At 68.3% G+C, this 19,264-nt stretch carries 17 protein-coding genes; 10 read left to right on the top strand and 7 right to left on the bottom strand.

Annotated features, from left to right (window positions below):
- Positions 1–11 precede the first annotated feature (11 nt).
- The gene (mdlC, locus tag A2G96_RS06565; RefSeq protein ID WP_062797870.1) at positions 12–1,625 is read right to left on the bottom strand and encodes a benzoylformate decarboxylase; all 1,614 of its coding nucleotides are present in this window, start codon (positions 1,623–1,625) and stop codon (positions 12–14) included.
- A gap of 109 nt (positions 1,626–1,734) precedes the next feature.
- On the opposite strand from mdlC, the gene A2G96_RS06560 reads away from it, so the two are divergent.
- The gene (locus tag A2G96_RS06560) at positions 1,735–2,643 is read left to right on the top strand and encodes a LysR family transcriptional regulator (protein WP_269465677.1); all 909 of its coding nucleotides are present in this window, start codon (positions 1,735–1,737) and stop codon (positions 2,641–2,643) included.
- A gap of 3 nt (positions 2,644–2,646) precedes the next feature.
- Here A2G96_RS06560 and A2G96_RS06555 read toward each other — a convergent pair whose 3' ends face one another.
- Positions 2,647–3,555: a LysR substrate-binding domain-containing protein gene (locus A2G96_RS06555; RefSeq protein WP_062797866.1), complete on the bottom strand. Its 909-nt coding sequence runs from the start codon at positions 3,553–3,555 to the stop codon at positions 2,647–2,649.
- 130 nt (positions 3,556–3,685) lie between these two features.
- Here A2G96_RS06555 and A2G96_RS06550 point away from each other — a divergent pair, with 130 nt between their 5' ends.
- The 3 genes from A2G96_RS06550 to A2G96_RS06540 all read left to right on the top strand — a co-directional run bounded on the left by A2G96_RS06550 (position 3,686) and on the right by A2G96_RS06540 (position 6,621).
- Entirely contained in the window at positions 3,686–4,672 is a 987-nt protein-coding gene (locus tag A2G96_RS06550; protein ID WP_062797864.1) for a tripartite tricarboxylate transporter substrate binding protein BugE, read from the top strand.
- Positions 4,673–4,686: 14 nt separating this feature from the next.
- On the top strand, positions 4,687–5,574 hold the full coding sequence (locus A2G96_RS06545) for an N-formylglutamate amidohydrolase (protein ID WP_062797862.1): 888 nt from the start codon (positions 4,687–4,689) through the stop codon (positions 5,572–5,574).
- Between the two features lie 249 nt (positions 5,575–5,823).
- Positions 5,824–6,621, top strand: coding sequence for a BspC domain-containing protein (locus A2G96_RS06540; RefSeq protein WP_368013934.1), 798 nt, complete (start codon positions 5,824–5,826; stop codon positions 6,619–6,621).
- 89 nt (positions 6,622–6,710) lie between these two features.
- On the opposite strand, the gene A2G96_RS06535 is transcribed toward A2G96_RS06540, so the two are convergent.
- The 3 genes from A2G96_RS06535 to yaaA form a co-directional block, all read right to left on the bottom strand.
- Positions 6,711–7,703 carry an IS110 family RNA-guided transposase gene (locus A2G96_RS06535; protein WP_062797860.1) on the bottom strand — a complete coding sequence of 331 codons (993 nt, stop codon included), beginning with the start codon at positions 7,701–7,703 and terminating at the stop codon, positions 6,711–6,713.
- Positions 7,704–7,936: 233 nt separating this feature from the next.
- A complete protein-coding gene (locus tag A2G96_RS06530; RefSeq protein WP_062797858.1) occupies positions 7,937–9,070 on the bottom strand; it encodes a M14 family metallopeptidase in 1,134 nt (377 codons plus the stop codon).
- Between the two features lie 38 nt (positions 9,071–9,108).
- Entirely contained in the window at positions 9,109–9,894 is a 786-nt protein-coding gene (gene yaaA / locus A2G96_RS06525) for a peroxide stress protein YaaA (protein ID WP_062802090.1), read from the bottom strand.
- Positions 9,895–9,943: 49 nt separating this feature from the next.
- Here yaaA and A2G96_RS06520 point away from each other — a divergent pair, with 49 nt between their 5' ends.
- Both A2G96_RS06520 and A2G96_RS06515 read left to right on the top strand, forming a co-directional pair.
- A complete protein-coding gene (locus tag A2G96_RS06520; protein ID WP_062797856.1) occupies positions 9,944–10,492 on the top strand; it encodes a PIN domain-containing protein in 549 nt (182 codons plus the stop codon).
- A gap of 77 nt (positions 10,493–10,569) precedes the next feature.
- Positions 10,570–11,742 carry a pyridoxal phosphate-dependent aminotransferase gene (locus tag A2G96_RS06515; protein WP_062797854.1) on the top strand — a complete coding sequence of 391 codons (1,173 nt, stop codon included), beginning with the start codon at positions 10,570–10,572 and terminating at the stop codon, positions 11,740–11,742.
- Between the two features lie 253 nt (positions 11,743–11,995).
- Here A2G96_RS06515 and A2G96_RS06510 read toward each other — a convergent pair whose 3' ends face one another.
- A complete protein-coding gene (locus A2G96_RS06510; RefSeq protein WP_062797852.1) occupies positions 11,996–12,637 on the bottom strand; it encodes a glutathione S-transferase in 642 nt (213 codons plus the stop codon).
- Between the two features lie 187 nt (positions 12,638–12,824).
- On the opposite strand from A2G96_RS06510, the gene A2G96_RS06505 reads away from it, so the two are divergent.
- The 4 genes from A2G96_RS06505 (at position 12,825) to A2G96_RS06490 (ending at position 17,118) form a co-directional block, all read left to right on the top strand.
- Positions 12,825–14,348 carry a 3-hydroxyacyl-CoA dehydrogenase gene (locus A2G96_RS06505; protein ID WP_062797850.1) on the top strand — a complete coding sequence of 508 codons (1,524 nt, stop codon included), beginning with the start codon at positions 12,825–12,827 and terminating at the stop codon, positions 14,346–14,348.
- 56 nt (positions 14,349–14,404) lie between these two features.
- Positions 14,405–15,184 carry an oxepin-CoA hydrolase, alternative type gene (locus tag A2G96_RS06500; protein ID WP_062797848.1) on the top strand — a complete coding sequence of 260 codons (780 nt, stop codon included), beginning with the start codon at positions 14,405–14,407 and terminating at the stop codon, positions 15,182–15,184.
- A 73-nt stretch (positions 15,185–15,257) separates the two neighbouring features.
- On the top strand, positions 15,258–15,986 hold the full coding sequence (locus tag A2G96_RS06495) for a histidine phosphatase family protein (RefSeq protein ID WP_062797845.1): 729 nt from the start codon (positions 15,258–15,260) through the stop codon (positions 15,984–15,986).
- Positions 15,987–16,041: 55 nt separating this feature from the next.
- Positions 16,042–17,118 (top strand): phosphotransferase, encoded by a 1,077-nt coding sequence (locus tag A2G96_RS06490; RefSeq protein WP_062797843.1) that lies wholly within the window; start codon positions 16,042–16,044, stop codon positions 17,116–17,118.
- A gap of 213 nt (positions 17,119–17,331) precedes the next feature.
- Here the strand turns inward: A2G96_RS06490 and ggt are convergent, their stop codons facing one another.
- Complete coding sequence (gene ggt / locus A2G96_RS06485; RefSeq protein WP_062797841.1) at positions 17,332–19,212, bottom strand: gamma-glutamyltransferase; 1,881 nt, start codon at positions 19,210–19,212, stop codon at positions 17,332–17,334.
- Between the last annotated feature and the right edge of the window lie 52 nt (positions 19,213–19,264).

Below are 19,264 nucleotides of genomic sequence, written 5' to 3'. Positions count from 1 at the left end.
GGTGCCGCGGCTCAGGCCACCTCGATTTCCACCACGGTCGGCACACGCATCCGCAGGGCCGCCGCCAGCGTTTCTCGCAATGCGGCGGCGTCGGTCACCCGTGCCGCCTCGCAACCATGCCCGAGCGCGATCGACACGAAATCCAGCTCGGGCAAGGCCGTGCCGACCAGCGCAGCGCCGCTGCCAAAGCCAAAGCTCGGCGCAAATTCCTGCAGGGCGGCATAGCGCCGGTTGTTGAGCACGACGAACGTGATCGGCAGGCCGAGTTGCGCGGCACTCCACAGCGCCTGGATCGAATACATGCTGGAGCCGTCGCCGACCAGGCCGATCACCTTGCGCCCCGGCTTGCCCAGCGCGACGCCGACTGCCGCGGGCAGGCCGTAGCCAAGCCCGCCGCTGCACATCGTATAGAAGGTCTCGCTGCGCAGGATGGGCAGGTGGCGTTGCATCACCGGGCGCGCGCTGGGCGCTTCCTCGACCACGATGGAATCGGGCCCGCGCAGTTCGGCCAGGGTCTGCAGGGCATAGGCGACGCTGATCGGCGCGCCGCGCGCCCCGGGCTCGGCGCGCGGGGCCGGCACGCGCGGGCGCGGGGCTTCGCGCCGCGGCGGCGCGGGGCGCGCCAGCAGGTCGGCCACGCCCTGGCGGATGCTGCCGACTGCGGCAGTGCCCACCGGCGCCCATGCGGCGATATTCGGATCGTCAATCAGTTGCACCACCTGCGCCCCCGCTGGCGCATGGGGGCCAAACCCCTCGACGTGATAGGTGAAGGCCGGCGCGCCCAGCGCGAACACGAGGTCGTGGCCCGTCAGCAGCCCGACGATCTTCTCGCGCATCGCCGGCAGGAAGCCGGCAAACAGCGGATGGTCTTCCGGAAAGCCGCAGCGCCCCGACATCGGCGCCACCCACACCGCCGCCTGGTGCCGTTCCGCCAGGCGCACCACATCGTCCCAGGCGCCATCGCGGTCCACCGCGGCGCCCACCACGAACGCCGGCCGGCGGCTGGCATCCAGGGCCGCGCCGATCTGCGCCAGCAGCCCGGGCTGTACGCGGCTTTCCGTGCTGACCGTGCGCGGCTGCACCGGCTCGCATGGACGGGCCCAGTCATCGACGGGAATCGAGATCAGCACCGGCCCGCGCGGCGGCTGCATGGCGATGTAGTAGCCGCGGGCAATGGCCAGCGGCACGTCTTCGGCACGCGCCGGCTCGCAACTCCACTTCACATAGGGCTTGGGCAGCTCGGTGGCCTGGGCCGAGAACAGGAAGGGCTCGAACGGCAGGATCGAGCGCGCCTGCTGCCCGGCCGTGATCACCATCGGGGTGCGGTTCTTGTGCGCGGTGAAGATGCTGCCCATGGCATGGCCGACACCGGCCGCCGAGTGCAGGTTGACGAAGGCCGCATTGCGGGTGGCCTGCGCATAGCCGTCGGCCATGCCCACCACCACGGATTCCTGCAGGCCAAGGATGTAGCGGAAGTCGTCGGGGAAATCGAGGAACAGCGGCAACTCGGTGGAGCCGGGATTGCCGAAGATGGTGGTCATGCCGAACGCGCGCAGCAGGTCCAGCACCGCGGTCCGCACGGTGGTGGCTGCGGCGCAGGTGGCAGGCAAGGCGGAACTGTTCATGGTGGCGGAAGCTCCAGTGCGGATCAGGAAACAAGGCTTGCCGGCCAGTATGGACAATCAACCCTTGCCCTGTAATTGCCGTTTTGGGGCAAAGTCATTACGATTCGGCATGACCCTCGATCTGCGCCAGCTCCTCGCCTTTCTCGCGGTGTGCGAACACGGCAGCCTGGGCCGCGCCGCCGCCCAGCTGAACGTGACCCAGCCGGCCCTGAGCCGTACCATCCAGCGGCTGGAAGCCCAGCTGGATGCGCCGCTGTTCGAGCGCTATGCCACCGGCATGGTGCTGACAGCCTATGGCGAAGCGCTGCTGCCGCATGCCAACCTCTTGCGCCACGAGGCCGAGCACGCCACCGAGGCCGTGCGCGCGCTGCGCGGGCTGGCCGCCGGCACCATCCGCGTGGGCGCCGTGGCCAGCGTCGCCAGCGTGGTGCTGCCGGAGGCGATCGAGGCGGTGCTGGCACGCTGGCCGGGGCTGCGCGTGCGCATCGTCGAAGGGGTGGGAGACTTCCTGGCCGATGCGCTGCTGCGGCGCGAGATCGACCTGGCCATCGGCATCGCCCTGCCGGAAAACGAGGAAATCTGCGCCGTGGCGGATGTGGCCTGGAGCGACAGCAGCTTCGTGGTCGCCGCCGCCGGGCATGCACTGATGGCCCGGCCGGCGCTGCGGCTCGCGGATACGGCCGGTTGCCGCTGGGTCATGCCGCCGCGCGGCACCGCGCCGTTCGACGAACTGCAGCGGCTGTTCGCGCGGGCCGGGCTGGCGCCGCCGGACATCGTCGCCGAAACCCGCTCGATCATTGCGCTCAAGGCGCTGGTGGCACGCGCGGGCTTCCTCAGCTGGATGGCCGCGCCAATGTACGAGGCCGAGCAAAAGGCCGGCATGATCCTGCCGCTGCCCATCGAAGGCGCCCGGGCCCCGCGCCGGCTGGCAGTGTACCGGCGACGCCACGGCATCCTGCCGGCGCCGGCAGCGAAGCTGCTGGAGCAGTTGCGCCGGCTGACCTCGGATGTGGACTGACGTTCAGGCGGGCCGCGCCAGGTCCGCCCCCTCCATCACCCACGCCCTGAACGTGCGCAGCGCCGGCAGGTGCTGCTTCTGCTCCGGATAGCAAAGGTAATAGCCCTTCTTGGCCAGCACCTGCGCGGGATGCGCCACCACCAGCGCGCCGCTGGCCAGCTCTGCCTCGATCAGGCAGCGCGGGATCAGCGCGATGCCCAGCCCCGACAGCGCCGCCTGCGTCAGCAGCGAGAACTGGTCGAAGCGCGCCCCGCTCCACGCGTCGCGCGTGGGCAGGCCGAGCGTGGCGAACCAGTCGGGCCAGGCCTCGGGCACGGTGGTGTGGTGCAGCAGCGGATAGCGCAGCAACGCCGCCGGCGTCGGCGCGACGCCATCGGGCTCGGCCGCCAGCAGGCCGGGCCGGCATACCGGCAACACCTCGCGGCCGGTCATGTAGTCGGCCAGGCTGCCGGGCCAGACGCCATCGCCGAAGCGGATCGCGGCATCGAGCTCCGGCTCGGAAAAATCGTAGCCTTGCGCATGCGGCACGAACTCCAGCGTCACCTCCGGATGGCGCGCGAAGAACTGCGGCAGGCGCGGGATCAGCCACTTGGCGCCCAGCGTCGGCATGCTGGCGATATGCAGCACGCCGCCCCGCCCCTGCCCCGCCATCAGCTCCACCGTGGCGGCTTCCAGCTCGTTCAGGCTGGGCCCGATGCGCTCGAGGTAGCGCTCGCCCGCGGGGGTCAGCACCAGCCGCTGGCGCACCCGCTGGAACAGCTCGACCCCAAGGTAGGCCTCGAGGCTGCGCACCTGCTTGCTGACCGCGCCCTGCGTGACATGCAGCTCGCGGGCGGCTACGGTAAAGCTGTTGTGTCGCGCCGCCGCCTCGAAGGCGTGCAACTCGGTCAGCGACGGACATAGGCGTCGCATAAATCACCTCTACTTCACGACCAAATGGAATGAGCTAGGGATTTTATTTCGTTTGCGAGGGTCGTGCTTGCACGAGCAGAATCGTGAAAACGCCTTTGTCTCTTACTTGATACCTTTCGCCACAAAGACCATGCAACGTCGCCACCTGCTCCGCGTCCTGGCCGCCGCCTCGGCCACCCTTGCCACCGGCCTGTCGTTCAGCGCCGCCGCCCAGTCCGGCTACCCGACCAAGCCGATCACGCTGGTGGTGCCGTTCCCCGCCGGCGGCACCACCGACATCGTCGCGCGCATCGTCGCCGACAAGCTCGGCCAGCAGCTGGGCCAGGCCGTGGTGGTCGACAACCGCGGCGGCGCCGGCGGCAGCATCGGCACCACCTTCCTGTCCAAGGCCGCGCCGGACGGCTATACGCTGGGCATCGCCACGGCCTCGACCCACGGCATCAACCCGGCGGTGTACCCACGCCTGTCCTACGATGCCACCAAGGACTTCACCACCATCACCAACCTCGCCTCGGTGCCGAACGTGATGAGCATCCACCCGTCGGTCAAGGCCACCGACATGAAGGCCTTCATCGCGCTGGCGCAGGCGCAGCCCGGCAAGCTGGCCTATGGCTCGGCCGGCAACGGCAGCGTTTCACACATGATGGGCGAGCTGTTCAAGCTGAGCAGCAAGACCGACCTGCTGCACGTGCCGTACAAGGGCGTGGGCCCGGCGCTGAACGACGCGCTGGCCGGCCAGGTGCAGGTGCTGTTCGACAACCTGCCGTCGTCGCTGCCGTTTATCGAGGGCGGCAAGCTGCGCGCGCTCGCGGTGGCCGCACCCAAGCGCGTGGCCGCGCTGCCCAATGTGCCGACCTTTGCCGAACTCGGCCTGGGCGAAGTCAACGACGCCGCCTGGTTCGGCCTGATCGCGCCGGCCAACCTGCCGGCCGACCTGCAGAACAAGCTGCATGCCGCCGCGGTCAAGGTGCTGGCACTGCCGGAAGTCAAGGCCAAGCTGGAGAAGCTCGGCGCCACGCCGGTGGGCGACACCCCGGCGCACTTTGCCGCGCAGATCAAGAGCGAAGTGGCCAAGAACAAGCGCGTCGCCGCCGCCGCCAAGATCTCGCTCGACTGAACGCACCGCACACCATGACCGACACCGACCGAACCAGCGCGGACAGTCCGTTCTGCCTGTACCAGCCCGAGGGCGAGCCCGCGGCGCTTTTCCTGGACTCGCCGCACAGCGCGACCACCTACCCGACGGACTTCCGCCCCGATCCCGCGCTGCCGCTGCCGCTGCTGCGCCAGGCCGAGGACACCTTTGTCGACGAGCTCTACGCCGGCGCCCCGGCGCGCGGCATCCCGCTGCTGTGCGCGGGCTTTCCGCGCAGCTACCTCGACGCCAACCGCGCGCTCGAGGAAATCGACGAAGCGCTGCTCGACGCGCCCTGGCCCGGTGCGAAACAGGAGACGGCCAAGACCCGGCTGGGCAAGGGCCTGGTCTGGCGCGTGCTCGACACCGGCGAAGCGATCTACGACCGCAAGCTGAGCGTGGCCGAGGTGCAGGCGCGCATCGAGCGCTGCTACCTGCCCTACTACGCGCAGCTGCAGAAGCTGGCCGAGCGTGCCGTCGCCAGCCATGGCAGCGCCTGGCATATCAACTGCCACTCGATGCCCAGCCACGCCGCGCCGTTCGCGACCGAATTCCCCGGACTGGAGCATCCGGATTTCGTCGTCGGCGACCGCGACGGCACCACCTGCGACAAGCGCTTTACCGACCGGGTCGAGGGGCTGCTCAAGGAGATGGGCTACGAGGTCTGGCGCAACCACCCGTACAAGGGCGTCGAGATCGTGCGCGTGGTCGGACAGCCGCAGGCCGGCCGCCACAGCCTGCAGCTGGAGGTCAACCGCAAGCTCTACATGGACGAGGCCGGCCTCACGCATACCGCCGGCTTTGCCAAGCTGCGGCACGACCTGAACAGCCTGCTCGACGAACTGCTGCGCTTTACGCGCGCGATGCCGTCGCGCGTGGCCTGAAACCGCCGCGGCCTCGGGCACGGCTTCGCCGCCGGAGCCCGGGTCAGAACATTCCTGCGCGCGCCGGGATCACTTCGCGCAGGCGGTGGCGTGTCGGCCGGGCTTTAGAAGAATGGGTAACAAGATTTAGGAACTTTGGCAGATGGGTTTCCTCTATCATGGCAATCCTTTGCGAACCCATCCTGGCTGCCGGCCCCTGGCGCCGGCAGGCAATCCCAGGCAAGCCCACACGCTCACAACGCTAACACCGTGATCCGACGAATCTCCGCAATGCTCGGCAGCCGGCTGCGCATGGTGGCCGCCGCCGTAGCCGGTGCGATCGCGCTGGCAGGCTGCGCCAACCTGCCGGACGAAGCCGCCGGCACCGCCGCCACCCCGGCGCCCGCTCCTGCAACCGCCACACCCGCACCGGTCCCAGCCCGCCCCGCCGCTGTCCCCGCCCCGGCAGCCTCCGCTTCGCCTCCCACCAAGACCATCAACCTGCCCGACCGCGGCCGCGTCAGCCTGTCCGAGTACCGCGCGCGCATGCGCGAACAGCTGATGAAGACCGAGAACGCCAGCAGCGACGTGGCCGACTGCGCCGCGCACGCCAGCTGGGTGGTGCCGCGCTCGGCCACCTACGATGCGCTGAAGATCCCCACCGGCGCGCTCGCCGCCGGGCAAGCCACCACCGAACCCTGGAGCGGGCGTTTCTCGCCGGGCAAGCAGGCGGTGCCGGTCAGCTCGGTGGTCACCTTCGCCGCCACCGCGCACAAGCGCAAGGGCAGCGACGACTGGCAGCCGGTCAAGGTGCGCTGCGGCTATGACGACGGCATGATGCTGGCGTACGAGCTGCTCGACAGCAGCGGCGCCACCATCAGCGAGCCCGCCGCCGCACCGGCGGTGCCCACCGCCACGCGCACCTCGGCCAGCAAGAGCCGCAAGGCGGCCAAGGGCAAAAGCACGGCGTCGAAGTCGGGCAAGGCTTCGGCATCGAAGTCGGTGAAGTCCTCTTCGACCAAGTCGACATCGGCGAAGGCGGGCAGCAAGAGCAAGAAGAAGCAGTAGGGCCTCCGTGCAAGCGCATCATGCTTGCCATGCGCCTGCCCTCACCCCCTGCCCCTCTCCCGCAAGCGGGAGAGCAACTGTGTTTAAAGTCAAGGTTTGACGGACGGCATAGCATGCTTAGTCGGGTCCCACACTGCGCCGTCTCTGGCCATCGCATTCAGGATGGTAAGGAGCTTGCGCATGCAGGCAACGATGGCAACTTTCTTGGCCTTGCCGGCCGCCAGCAGGCGCTGGTAGAACGAAGCAATAGCCGGGTTATAGCGCTTGGCCGACAGCGTAGCCATGTACAGCACCGCGCGCACTTCGCCACGTCCGCCCCAGATGCGGCGTGGACCTTGCCGTTTGCCAGAGTCATTGGCCAGCGGAGCAACACCGACGAGCTTGCCGATGGCCCTTCGCCCCAGCTTGCCCAACTCCGGCAGTGCCGCCAACAACGTCATGGTGGTCACCGCGCCGACACCTTTGACCGCTTCAAGCAGCGCACGCTGGTCTTTGAAGTGCTTTTCGATGTGCCAGTCCACATCCTTGTCGATTTGGCCTATCTGTTTGTCCAGCGTGCGAATCACCGCCCGGATGCTGCGTGCTGCCTCTGGCGACGCCTTTTCCAAGCGATTGCCTTCGGCCACACGCATCTCCAGCAACTGCCTGCGGCGCGTCATCAGCGATGTCAGTTGCTCGCGATGCGCTTCCAACCGGGCTGTGACGTACTTTTGGCGGTCCTGATGGCGCGCCAGCACGTTGGCGAAGTCTCGCAAACACCGGGCGTCCACCTGGTCGGTCTTGGCCAACATGCCCATCGACTTGGCAAAGTCGCGGGCCTGGCGCGGATTCACGCGCGCAACTTCAAGACCGGCCTGCTGGAGCGTACAAACCAGCCCACGCTCATAACCACCGGTGGCCTCAATCACCACCAGATCAACTTCGGACGCTTTGAATTTCCCGGCCAGCTCGTTCCATCCCGAGGCGTCATTGCTCAAGCGCAGACACTGATCGTTCCAGGAAGCATCGAGATGCTCTTTGGATACGTCAATTCCAGCGTTGGGCCGTGGTCCTTGGTTCGATTCCCTGCCTTGCGGATGCATACTCGGTATTGCCAACTGTTCGGGTTACACGAATTGGATAGAACGGGCCGGTGCGTTGACCAAGTGCTCTCCCACGAGCTGCGAACTCTGAGGGGTTTCAGGTTTGGCGCACCAACCACGAAAAACAAGCAATCCTACATTGACGACTCTGCCGGTCGCTACTCTTCTTGAATGCCTTCAGAACAACGTTCCGAGAACATACAAGGGGAGAAAACCACCAGCAAGCCGATGCCTCAGCCCAGGTAATCCAATATCGCCTGCAGCATCGCCGTTCCCAGCAGCGCGCTGCGCGCGCCATTCCATCCCACCGCCGGATCCGGCAGGTCGGCGTTGTCCTTGAACGGCATCTCCAGCGTCAGCGCCAGGCAGCCGTAGGTATGGCCGATGTACTTCGACGCCAGCTTGAGCGCGTCGGCGTTGTACTTGCTGGCCGCATAGCCATGCACGTCCTGGAAATCCGGCGAGGCCCGCTTGAAGGCCTCGATAAAGCGCTGCTGCTCGCGCCGGCGCGCTTCGGTGAAGCCCGGCAGCATCTCGCTGCCGGCGACGAAGTTGTACGGCAGGCCCTCGTCGCCGTGGATATCGAAGAACATGTCGCAGCCGCTGGCCTCGATCGCGCGGCGCACGTGGTAGACCTCGGGGCTGGACTCCGGGCTCGGCGCCATCCACTCGCGGTTCAGGTTGGCACCGGCGCCGTTGGTGCGCAGGTTGCCGCGCGCCGAGCCGTCGGGGTTCATGTTCGGCACGATATGGAACACCGCGCGCTCGAGCAGCTTGCGCGCGACCGGGTCGCCCGCCCACATGCCGGTGCCGGTCAGCCGCTGCAGCACGCCTTCGACGAACCACTCGGCCATGCTCTCGCCCGGGTGCTGGCGCGCGATCATCCAGATGGTGGACTTGCCCGGACCGGGTTCGCCGATGGTGACGCGCGTCATGTCGCGGCCGTCGACGGTGCTGCCCAGGTGCGACAGCCGCGCCAGCGGCGAGCGCTGGCAGCTTGCCAGCAACGACAGGTGGCGCTCATCCGGATACGGCTCGAAATACGCGAACCAGATGCTGTCGTGCTCGGGCGTGACTTCCACGGTCATCACCTGGCCGTCGAAACGCGTCGGCACGCGGAACCAGTTGGCGCGGTCGTACGACGCCACCGCGCGGTAGTCGCGCCAGCCGTCCGGATAGGTGCAGTCGCCCGCGTTCAGGAAATGCATGCGGCAGGCCTGCCCGGCCGCGCCCTGCAAACGGAAGTGGAACCACTGGCGGAAGTCGGCATGCGAATCGGCACGGATGCGCAGGCGGATATCGTCGGCGCGGTCGAGCGCCTCGACCTCGATGGCTCCGGAATCGAAATGCGAAGAGATATGCAGCATGGCTGGCGGTCTCGTGGCGATGGGTTCAGGACCCGTGGTCAGTCTTCGAGGCGACGGCGGAACACCCAGCGGGTCGCGTCCGAGGCCGCCTGGTCGAAGGCATAGCCATCTTCGGCGAAGCGCTTGAGCTTGTCCGGCTCGGTCACGCGGTGCGTCACGGCGTAGCGCGCCATGGTGCCGCGCGCCCGCTTGGCGTGGAACGAAATGATCTTGTAGCGGCCGCCCTTCCAGTCCTCGAACACCGGCGTGACGATGCGCGCCTGCAGCACCTTGGGCCGCACCACCTTGAAATACTCTTCCGAGGCCAGGTTGACCAGCACCGGCGCGCCTTCCTGCTTGAGCTGCGCCATGTCGGCGTTGAGCAGCTGCGTGACGTCGTCGCCCCAGAACGCGTACAGGTCCTTGCCGGCGGCATTGTCCAGGCGCGTGCCCATTTCGAGCCGGTACGGCTGCATCCAGTCGAGCGGGCGCAGCACGCCGTACAGGCCGGACAGGATGCGCAGGTGCTTCTGCGCAAAGCCAAGCTCGTCGGCCGACAGCGATTTCGCGTCGAGGCCGTCGTAGACATCGCCGTTGAAGGCCAGCACCGCCTGCTTGCTGTTGGCCGCGGTGAAGTTCGGCGACCAGTCGGCGTAGCGCGTCACGTTGAGCACCGCGAGCTTGTCGGAGATGTCCATCAGCGCGCCCACGTCCTGCGGCGCGAGCCGGCGCAGGCGCTCGATCAGCGCGGCGGAACGGTCGATAAAGCGCGGCAGCGTGTGGGACTTGATGCGGGCGGGAGTCTCGTAGTCCAGCGACTTGGCGGGAGACAAAACGATGAGCATGGCAAAATCGCGGCAGTAGCCAAGGACAAACAAGCCCAGATTGTAGCGAATGCGCCTCGACACCACCGCAACCATCCCGCCCGCCGGCACTGCCGGGGACGCCGGCCGCCCCGCCGGCATCACATCCGCGCCGCGCGTGGTGCTCGACTCCAATATCTGGGTGGACCTGCTGGTGTTCCAGGACCCGCATGTCGAGCCGATCCGCGCCGCGCTGGAAGCCGGCACCATCGCCCCGGTGATCCGCGCCGACTGCCGCGAGGAACTGCGCCGGGTGCTGGCCTATCCGCAATTTGCCCGTTTTGAAGTCGATATCGGCGCCGCGCTGGCCACCGTCGACCGCCTCGCCAGTCTCGAAGCGCCGCCGCCGCAGGCCGACTGCGATGCGATCCGCCTGCCGCGCTGCAAGGACACGGATGACCAGAAGTTCGTCGAGCTGGCCCACTTTGCCGGCGCCGCCTGCCTGGTGTCGAAGGACAAGGCCGTGCTCAAGCTGCGCAGCCGCCTGCGCCGCAGCAGCGGCGTGGAAGTGATGACGCCGCCGGCATTCGGCGCCTGGCTGGCCGCGCTGGGCCCGGCCACGGCCGCCGATCCGCTTTAGAATGGCGGCTCGCGGCGCCGCCCTGCGCCGCCGCACGCCTGACCGCCTACCGTTCCCACTGCATTGACTCGCGCTCTATGTCCGCAGACACCACGCTCGCCCCACTGACGCCGCCGCCGTCGCGCCTGCCCAACGTCGGCACCACCATCTTCACCGTGATGTCGGCGCTCGCCGCCGAAAAGAACGCGGTCAACCTGGGCCAGGGCTTCCCGGACTTCGACTGCGACCCGAGCATCGTCGATGCCGTGGCCGCTGCCATGCGCGCCGGCCATAACCAGTACCCGCCGATGGCGGGCGTGCCGCGGCTGCGCCAGGCCATCGCCGCCAAGATCGCCAGCCTGTATGGCCACCAGTACAGCTGGGACACCGAGATCACTGTCACCGCTGGCGCCACGCAAGGCATCCTGACCGCGATCCTGTGCGCGGTGCATCCGGGCGACGAAGTGATCGTGCTGGAGCCGTGCTACGACAGCTACCTGCCGGCGATCGAACTGGCCGGTGCCACCGCGGTGCCGGTCGCGCTGGAAGCGCCGGCGTTCCGCGTGCCCTTCGACAAGCTCGCCGCCGCGATCACGCCGCGCACGCGCATGATCCTCGTCAACACGCCGCACAACCCTACCGGCACGATCTGGCGCGCGGGCGACATGGACCAGCTGGCGCAGATCCTGGCCGGCACCGACATCCTGCTGCTGTCGGACGAGGTCTACGAGCATATGGTCTACGATGGCCAGCAGCATCAATCGGTGTCGCGCCATCCCGAGCTGGCGCGCCGCAGCTTCGTCATCTCGAGCTTCGGCAAGACCTATCACGTGACCGGCTGGAAGGTCGGCTACGTCGCCGCGCCCGCCGCGCTGATGGCCGAGTTCCGCAAGGTGCACCAGTTCAACGTGTTCACGGTGAATACGCCGGTGCAGCACGGCCTCGCCGACTATATGGCCGACGCCGCGCCCTACCTGCAGCTGTCGGCGTTCTACCAGGCCAAGCGCGATTTCTTCCGCGCCGGGCTGGCGGGCTCGCGCTTCAAGCTGCTGCCGTCGGACGGCACGTATTTCCAGTGCGTCGATTATTCCGCGATCTCGGACCTGAGCGAGGCCGACTTCGCCATGTGGCTGACGCGCGAGATCGGCGTGGCCGCGATTCCGGTCTCGGCCTTCTACTCGCAGCCGCGCGAATCGGGCGTGGTGCGGTTCTGCTTTGCGAAGAAGGAAGAAACACTGGCGCTGGCGCTGGAGCGGCTGGCGAAGCTTTGAAGTGAAACTAAAACGCCCGCTGACCGCGGGCGTCTTTGCAGCTGAGGGCTTTCGCCCAGCAGGCGGTTTGCTCCCCTCTCCCGCTTGCGGGAGAGGGGCCGGGGGAGAGGGCAGGCGTACGCCAAGCACGACGCGCCTGACTTCGTGGAAGCTCCGGCCCTCTCCCCCACCCCTCTCCCGCGCGCGGGAGAGGGGAGCTTCCACTACGGACCGTGGCTCTTGCCATCGCTGGCGCAACGCTAGCCGCCTGCGCTTACTTCCTCCGACTCATCATCAATTCCGTATTCGCCTTGCGGTCCGCATTGACCTTCTGCACCGACTCGCGCTGCGACAGCGTCTTCAGGTAGTCCTTGACCGGCAGGTCCGCCAGCATGTCGGTGCCGTAGATAATCTTGGTGCACGACGACACCAGCGGCAGGTGCACCGCGGCAGCGCAATCGGCCAGCGTGAAGCGGTCGCCGGCGATGTACGGCGAGAACTTCGCCAGGCTGGCGAAGGCGGGGATATAGCGGCTCAGCAGCTTGTGCTGGCGCTCCTTGACGCCGTCGCTGACCTTGCCGCCGAAGAAAGCCTCCGGGTACAGCTCGCGCGCGGTCAGCTCCAGGTAGAGCTCCAGGAACACGATGATTTCGCGCACCTTGGCCGCCTGGTACGGGTCAGCCGGCAGCAGCGGCGTCTGCGGATAGGCCGCTTCGACGTATTCGGCGATGGCCTCGGACTCGCACAGCGGGCCGGATTCGGTGATGATGTAGGGCACCTTGCCCGCGGGCGTGGCCGCCGGGTCGGTCTCGCCGATCCAGGCCAGTACCTCTTCGAACGGCACGTTCTTTTCCAGCAGCGCCAGCTTCACTTTGTTGTAGTAGTTGCTGGCGGCAAATCCGCAGAGCTTCAGCATGTCGTCTGTCTCCGTTATGGGAAGGGTCCCCGCATCGCATCGCGTGGAACGGGGGATTGTGGACCATCCGGCGTCTGCAGAGAACCGGCTGGCCGATCAGCGCACGCCGCCTGCCCTGCCGGTCTGTCGCGGAAGGTGCAATAAACGTACGATCGTGCTAATTTAACCACAACTTTTGGGACCAATGATGAGCACTTTCACCATCGACACGCTGGGTATCGTCGGCACCGGCGCCATGGGCCGGGGCATCGCGCAGATCGCCGCGCAGGCAGGCCTGACCGTCAACCTGTACGACGCCAACCCGCAGGCGGTGGAAGCCGCGCGCAAGTACCTGCAGGACACGCTGGCCAGGCTCGCCGACAAGGGCAAGCTCAGCGCCGCCGACGCCGAGGCCACGCTGGCCCGCGTCAAGCCGTGCGGCGCGCTGGAAGACCTGGCCGGCTGCGACATGGTGCTCGAAGCCATCGTCGAGAAGCTCGAGGTCAAGCGCGATCTGATCGCCAAGCTGGAAGCGATCGTGCGCGAGGACGCCATCATCGCCTCGAACACGTCGTCGCTTTCGATCACCGCGATCGCGGTCGGCTCGAAGCACCCCGGCCGCATCGCCGGCTATCACTTCTTCAACCCGGTGCCGCTGATGAAGGTGGTCGAGGTCATCGACGGCCTGTCGGGCAATCCGGCGGTGGGCGACGCGCTGATGGCGCTGTCGCGCCGCATGGGCCATACACCGGTGCGCTGCAAGGACATGCCGGGCTTTATCGTCAACCATGCCGGCCGCGGCATGAATATCGAAGGTCTGAAGGTCGCGCAGGAAGGCGTGGCCGGGTTCGCCGACATCGACAACATCATGCGCGAGCAGGCCGGCTTCCGCATGGGCCCGTTCGAGCTGATGGACCTGACCGGGCTGGACGTGTCGCACCCGGTGATGGAATCGATCTACAACCAGTTCTACCAGGAGCCGCGCTACCGTCCGTCGCCGATCACCGCGATCCGCGCGGTCGGCGGGCTGATCGGGCGCAAGGCCGGCGCCGGCTTCTACGCCTACGCCGATGGCCAGAAGCAGGTGCCGGCCGCCGCCGCGGTGCCGGCCGCGCGCCCGTCGAGCGTGTGGGTCAGCCACGTCAGCGAGCGCGGCCATGCCATGGTGACCAAGCTGCTGGGCGCACTCGGCGTGACCCCGGAAGGCGGCAACCAGCCGTCGGCCGAGGCGCTGATCATCGTCACGCCGCTGGGCCTGGACGCCACCACCAGCGCGCTGCAGCAGGGCCTGGACCCGGCCCGCACCGTTGCCATCGACACGCTGCTGCCGTTCGAGGCCACCAAGCGCCGCACGCTGATGACCACGCCGGCCACCAGCGCCGCCGCGCGCGACGCCGCGCACGGCCTGTTTGCCAGCGACGGCGTGCCGGTCACGGTGATCCGCGACTCGGCCGGCTTCGTGGCCCAGCGCGTGCTCTGCTGCATCATCAATATCGCCAGCGATATCGCGCAGCAGCGCATCGCGACACCGTCGGATATCGATCTCGCCGTGAACCTCGGCCTCGGCTATCCGAAGGGCCCGCTGGCACTGGGCGACGCCGTCGGCCCGCAACTGGTGCTGGAGACGCTGCGCAACATGGAAGCGCTGACCGGCGACATGCGCTACCGCCCGAGCCCGTGGCTGTGGCGCCGTGCCGGCCTGGGCCTGTCGCTGCTGGCCGAAGAGCAGTAACCGGTCCGCCATCCTGGCTTCCCGGCCTCAACGCCCGCCCCCACCAAGCCCCCGCCATGCCCGCACAGCTCCTTTCCCGCCGCGTCGATTCGACGCTGGTGCTGACCATCTCGAACCCCGAGGCGCGCAACGCGCTGCACCCGGACATCTACGCGGCCTCGCAGCAGGCGCTGGCGCAGGCCGCTACGGATGACTCGCTGCGCGCGGTCATCATCACCGGTGCCGACGGCGTGTTCTGCGCCGGCGGCAACCTGAACCGGCTGCTCGGCAACCGCAGCCAGCCGCCCGAGGTGCAGGCCGCCAGCATCGCGCTGCTGAATGGCTGGATCGAGTCGCTGCACGCCTTTCCCAAGCCGATCATCGCGGCAGTGGAAGGCGCGGCCGCGGGCGCGGGCTTCTCGGTGGTGCTGGCGTGCGACTTCGTGGTCGCGGCCAGCGATGCGAAGTTCGTGATGGCCTACGTCTCGGTGGGCCTGACGCCCGACGGCGGCGGCTCGTACGAGATCGCGCGCGCGCTGCCGCGGCCGCTGGCCAGCGAACTGATGATGGAAGGTCAGCCGGTCGACGCCGCCCGGCTGGCGCAGTTCGGGCTGGTCAACCGCGTCACCGAGCCCGGCCAGGCGCTGGACGAAGCGCTGCGCCTGGCAGCCGGCCTGGCGCGGCAGTCGCCGCACGCGGTCGGCCGCATCAAGGCGCTGATCAACCATGCCGCCACCGCGTCGCGCGCCGAGCACCTGCTGGCCGAGCGCGACAGCTTCGTCGCCGCGCTGCACCACCCCGACGGCGGCGAAGGCATCAGTGCCTTCCTGGAGAAGCGCAAGCCGCAATACCGCTGATCCGCGCGGGCGGATCACCAACACGGCGAGCCCGCGCAGACGGGCATGCCGGCACAATGCAAGGAGACCACGCATGGAATTGCCGCCGTCGTCGCGTCGCCGCATCTACCTGATGCGGCATGGTGCGGTTTCCTATTTCGACGACGCCGGGCGCCGCACCGCCCTGCCCGAGCTGGTGCCGCTGAACGAGACCGGCCGCATGCAGGCCAGCGCCGCCGGCCGCGCCTTTGCCGCCGAGCAGATCCGCTTCGACCGCGTCATCGTCAGCGGGCTGCCGCGTACCGTGGAGACCGCGCAACGCGTGCTGGCCGAGCTGCCGGAGATGGACGGCATCGTCCCCGAAGTCTGGCCGGAACTGCAGGAAATCCGCGGCGGCGACCTGTCCGCGATTGCCGATGAAAACCTGCGTGACGCCTTTGTCGGCGCCTTCGAAGGCGAGGTGCCGGAACACAAGCGCTTTCTCAACGGCGAGACCGTCGGCGCCTTCCTCGACCGGGTGCTGCCCGCGCTGGCGCGGCTGCGCGACGACCCCGACTGGGATACGGTGCTGATGGTGCTGCATGGCGGCACCAACCGCGCCATCCTGTCGCAGGCCATCAGCTGCGGGCGGCGCGTGTTCTTCGGCTCGCTGCTGCAGACCGCCGGCTGCATCAATGTGCTCGACATGGGCGACGGCCCGCTCGACTGGGTGGTGCGGATGACCAACTACTCGCCGCCCACGCCCGTGCACAGCGGCTCGCGCCACACCACCATGGAAGTGCTGCTGCACCAGTATTTGCGCGGACGCCAGCCGCCCGGCTGAGGGTCCCCGTCCCGATTCCCTTATCGAACCCGAACAGAAAACCAACGGAGACAGCATGACCAGCAACGTATCGCACTTCGAAGGCACGCGCCCGGTGGCCGACCAGCAGCGTTTCGACACCGCCGCGCTCGAGGCCTGGATGCGCCAGCACGTGGAGGGCTTTGCCGGCCCGCTGACCGTGGAGCAGTTCAAGGGTGGCCAGTCCAACCCGACCTTCAAGCTGGTCACGCCGGGACAGACCTACGTGATGCGCGCCAAGCCCGGGCCCAAGAGCAAGCTGCTGCCGTCGGCGCACGCGATCGAGCGCGAGTACCGCGTGATGGCCGCGCTGGCCGGCACCGATGTGCCGGTGGCACGCATGTATGCGCTGTGCGAGGACGAATCCGTGATCGGGCGCGCCTTCTACATCATGGAGTTCGTCGCCGGCCGCGTGCTGTGGGACCAGTCGCTGCCCGGCATGGGCACCGCCGAGCGCAGCGCGATCTACGACGAGATGAACCGCGTCATCGCCGCGCTGCACTCGGTCGACTACAACGCCATCGGCCTGGGCGACTACGGCAAGCCCGGCAACTACTTCCAGCGCCAGATCGAACGCTGGACCAAGCAGTACAAGCTGTCCGAGACCGAATCGATCCCGGCCATGGATGCGCTGATGGACTGGCTGCCGCAGCATATCCCGCAGGAAGACGCCGACCTGACCTCGATCGTCCATGGCGACTACCGGCTCGACAACCTGATGTTCCACCCGACCGAGCCGCGCGTGCTGGCGGTGCTGGACTGGGAGCTGTCGACGCTGGGCCACCCGATGGCCGACTTCAGCTACCACTGCATGAGCTGGCATATCGCCCCGGGCCAGTTCCGCGGCATCGCCGGCCTCGACTTCGCCGCGCTCGGCATCCCCGATGAAGCCAGCTACCGCCGCCTGTACGAGCAGCGCACCGGCCGCCCCATCACCGGCGACTGGAACTTCTACCTGGCCTTCAGCATGTTCCGCATCGCCGGCATCCTGCAGGGCATCATGAAGCGGGTGGTCGACGGCACCGCCTCGTCGGCGCAGGCCACCGACGCGGGCAAGCGCGCGCGGCCGATGGCAGAGATGGGGTGGGAGTATGCGAAGAAGGCGAAGGGCTGAGGCTAAAGGCTAGAGCCTAACGGCTTGCCGACGGTTTGCTCCCCTCGCCCGCTTGCGGGAGAGGGGCCGGGGGTGAGGGCAGGCGGTGGCAATAGCGACGGCTTTTACTTCGTTGATATTCCGCGCCCTCACCCCAACCCTCTCCCGCAAGCGGGAGAGGGAGTACACAGTCGGCATCTGGCAGACCGAGCTGCGCATAGCACGCCGCCAGTCTCAATCCCCCAGCGCCACCCCCTCCCGCCGCGGATCCGCCCCGCCAGCCCAAACCATCTTCCCATCCGGCCCCTGGCGGCGCACGATGGCCTGCGTGCCGCTGGTCATCTCGATCGCCGTCACCTGGTGGCCGCGCGCCTGCAGTGCCTGCACCAGCCCCGGCGACACCAGGCCCTGCTCGACTTCGGTCGGGCCGTTGCGGCTGCCGAAGTTGCCCATGCCGATCGCCGCCTGCGGGTCCAGGTTCCAGTCGAGCATGCCGACCAGCGCCTTGGATACGTACTCGATGATCTGCGAGCCGCCCGGCGAACCGACCGTTGCCACCAGCTGGCCGCTCTGGCGGTCGAACACCAGCGTCGGCGCCATCGATGACCGCGGGCGCTTGCCCGGCTGCACGCGGTTGGCCACGGGCTTGCCGTTTTCGCTGGGCACGAAGGAGAAATCGGTGAGCTGGTTGTTGAGCATGAAGCCGCGCACCATCAGATGCGAGCCGAAGTACGACTCGATCGTGGTGGTCATCGAGATGGCGCCGCCGCGGTCGTCGACCGCGACGATCTGCGAGGTCGAAACGCGCGGCGGCGAGCGGTCCGGCGCGTAGGCCAGCGTGGCGCCCGGCGGCGTGCCCGGCTGGGCCTTGCCCATGCTCTGCTCGCCGATCAGTTCGGCGCGCGCGGCAAGGTAGGACGGGTTGACCATGCCGCTGACATCGACCGGCACGAAGTCCGCATCGGCAACGTACAGGCCCCGGTCGGCATAAGCCAGGCGGTCGGCCTCGGCAATCGCATGGACTGCGTCGGGATGGGCTTCCAGCTGCGCCGGCGTGTTCACGGGCTGCGGCTTGAGCGCCGCGAGCGCGTACCTGGGATTTTTGCTTTCCAGCGCCTGCAGCGTGCCGAGGATCTGCGCGATGGCGATACCGCCCGACGACGGCGGCGGCATGCCGCAGACCTTGTAGCGCTTGTAGTCGGTACACACCGGCACGCGCTGCTTGGCGCGGTAGCTGCCCAGGTCGGCCAGCGACAGCGAGCCGGCATTGCTGCCGCTGTTGACCTTGGCCACGATATCGCGCGCGATCGGGCCGCCGTAGAGCACGCCCGCGCCGCGCCGGGCGATGTCGCGCAGCGTCTGCGCCAGCTTCGGGTTCTTCAGCACCGTGCCGGCCGGCTTGGGCTTGCCCTGGGCATCGAGGAAATAGGCGGCCATCTCCGGCGAATTGGCCAGGAACTTGTCGGCCGCCACCTGCGTATAGAGCCGCTGCGAGATCGGGAAGCCCTTTTCCGCCAGCTCGATGGCGGGCTGGAACAGCCGGGCCCAGGGCAGGCGGCCGTGCTTGCGGTGGACCATCTCCAGCGCGCGCATCACGCCCGGCGTGCCGACCGAGCGCCCGCCGATCTGGGCCTCGCTGAACGACATCGGCTTGCCATCCGGGCGCATGAACAGGTTTTCGGTGGCGCCGGCGGGCGCGGTCTCGCGGCCGTCGAAGGCCTGCACGTTCTTGCCGTCCCAGTACATGATGAAGGCGCCGCCGCCGATGCCGGTGGCCTGCGGCTCGACCAGCGTCAGCACCGCCTGCATGGCGATGGCGGCATCGATGGCCGAGCCGCCCTGGCGCAGCATGGCGCGGCCCGCCTCGGTGGCAAGCGGATTGGCCGCGGCTGCCATATGGCGCTGCGCGTAGACCGTGGCCATGCCGGGTCGGTAACCCGACGCCACCTCCGGCGCCGGCGGCATCGCCGCGGGCGGAGTCGCTGCTGCCGGCGCAGCAGAGGCGTCCGGGGCGGCAGTGCTTCCGCCCGGGGTACCGCAGGCACCGAGCAGCGCCGACAGGGCCAGCGCCAGCGCACCGCGCCACGCCATCGAAGTGAGGTCAGGGATAGCCATGCGAGATCTCCGGCAGAAGGATCCAACGATTGTAGTGGCGATCCGGGCATCC

The sequence above is a fragment of the Cupriavidus nantongensis genome (genome assembly GCF_001598055.1).
Classification (GTDB): domain Bacteria; phylum Pseudomonadota; class Gammaproteobacteria; order Burkholderiales; family Burkholderiaceae; genus Cupriavidus; species Cupriavidus nantongensis.
This window is presented reverse-complemented; position numbering and strand designations above follow the sequence as displayed.

Excerpts from the sequence above, each read along its gene's own strand:
- mdlC (WP_062797870.1), bottom strand. The coding sequence starts at position 1,625 with ATGAACAGTTCCGCCTTGCCTGCCACCTGCGCCGCAGCCACCACCGTG.
- A2G96_RS06490 (WP_062797843.1), top strand. The coding sequence starts at position 16,042 with ATGACCAGCAACGTATCGCACTTCGAAGGCACGCGCCCGGTGGCCGAC.
- A2G96_RS06545 (WP_062797862.1), top strand. The coding sequence starts at position 4,687 with ATGACCGACACCGACCGAACCAGCGCGGACAGTCCGTTCTGCCTGTAC.
- yaaA (WP_062802090.1), bottom strand. The coding sequence starts at position 9,894 with ATGCTCATCGTTTTGTCTCCCGCCAAGTCGCTGGACTACGAGACTCCC.
- A2G96_RS06505 (WP_062797850.1), top strand. The coding sequence starts at position 12,825 with ATGAGCACTTTCACCATCGACACGCTGGGTATCGTCGGCACCGGCGCC.
- A2G96_RS06550 (WP_062797864.1), top strand. The coding sequence starts at position 3,686 with ATGCAACGTCGCCACCTGCTCCGCGTCCTGGCCGCCGCCTCGGCCACC.
- ggt (WP_062797841.1), bottom strand. The coding sequence starts at position 19,212 with ATGGCTATCCCTGACCTCACTTCGATGGCGTGGCGCGGTGCGCTGGCG.
- A2G96_RS06510 (WP_062797852.1), bottom strand. The coding sequence starts at position 12,637 with ATGCTGAAGCTCTGCGGATTTGCCGCCAGCAACTACTACAACAAAGTG.
- A2G96_RS06530 (WP_062797858.1), bottom strand. The coding sequence starts at position 9,070 with ATGCTGCATATCTCTTCGCATTTCGATTCCGGAGCCATCGAGGTCGAG.
- A2G96_RS06515 (WP_062797854.1), top strand. The coding sequence starts at position 10,570 with ATGTCCGCAGACACCACGCTCGCCCCACTGACGCCGCCGCCGTCGCGC.
- A2G96_RS06495 (WP_062797845.1), top strand. The coding sequence starts at position 15,258 with ATGGAATTGCCGCCGTCGTCGCGTCGCCGCATCTACCTGATGCGGCAT.
- A2G96_RS06560 (WP_269465677.1), top strand. The coding sequence starts at position 1,735 with ATGACCCTCGATCTGCGCCAGCTCCTCGCCTTTCTCGCGGTGTGCGAA.
- A2G96_RS06500 (WP_062797848.1), top strand. The coding sequence starts at position 14,405 with ATGCCCGCACAGCTCCTTTCCCGCCGCGTCGATTCGACGCTGGTGCTG.
- A2G96_RS06555 (WP_062797866.1), bottom strand. The coding sequence starts at position 3,555 with ATGCGACGCCTATGTCCGTCGCTGACCGAGTTGCACGCCTTCGAGGCG.
- A2G96_RS06520 (WP_062797856.1), top strand. The coding sequence starts at position 9,944 with ATGCGCCTCGACACCACCGCAACCATCCCGCCCGCCGGCACTGCCGGG.
- A2G96_RS06535 (WP_062797860.1), bottom strand. The coding sequence starts at position 7,703 with ATGCATCCGCAAGGCAGGGAATCGAACCAAGGACCACGGCCCAACGCT.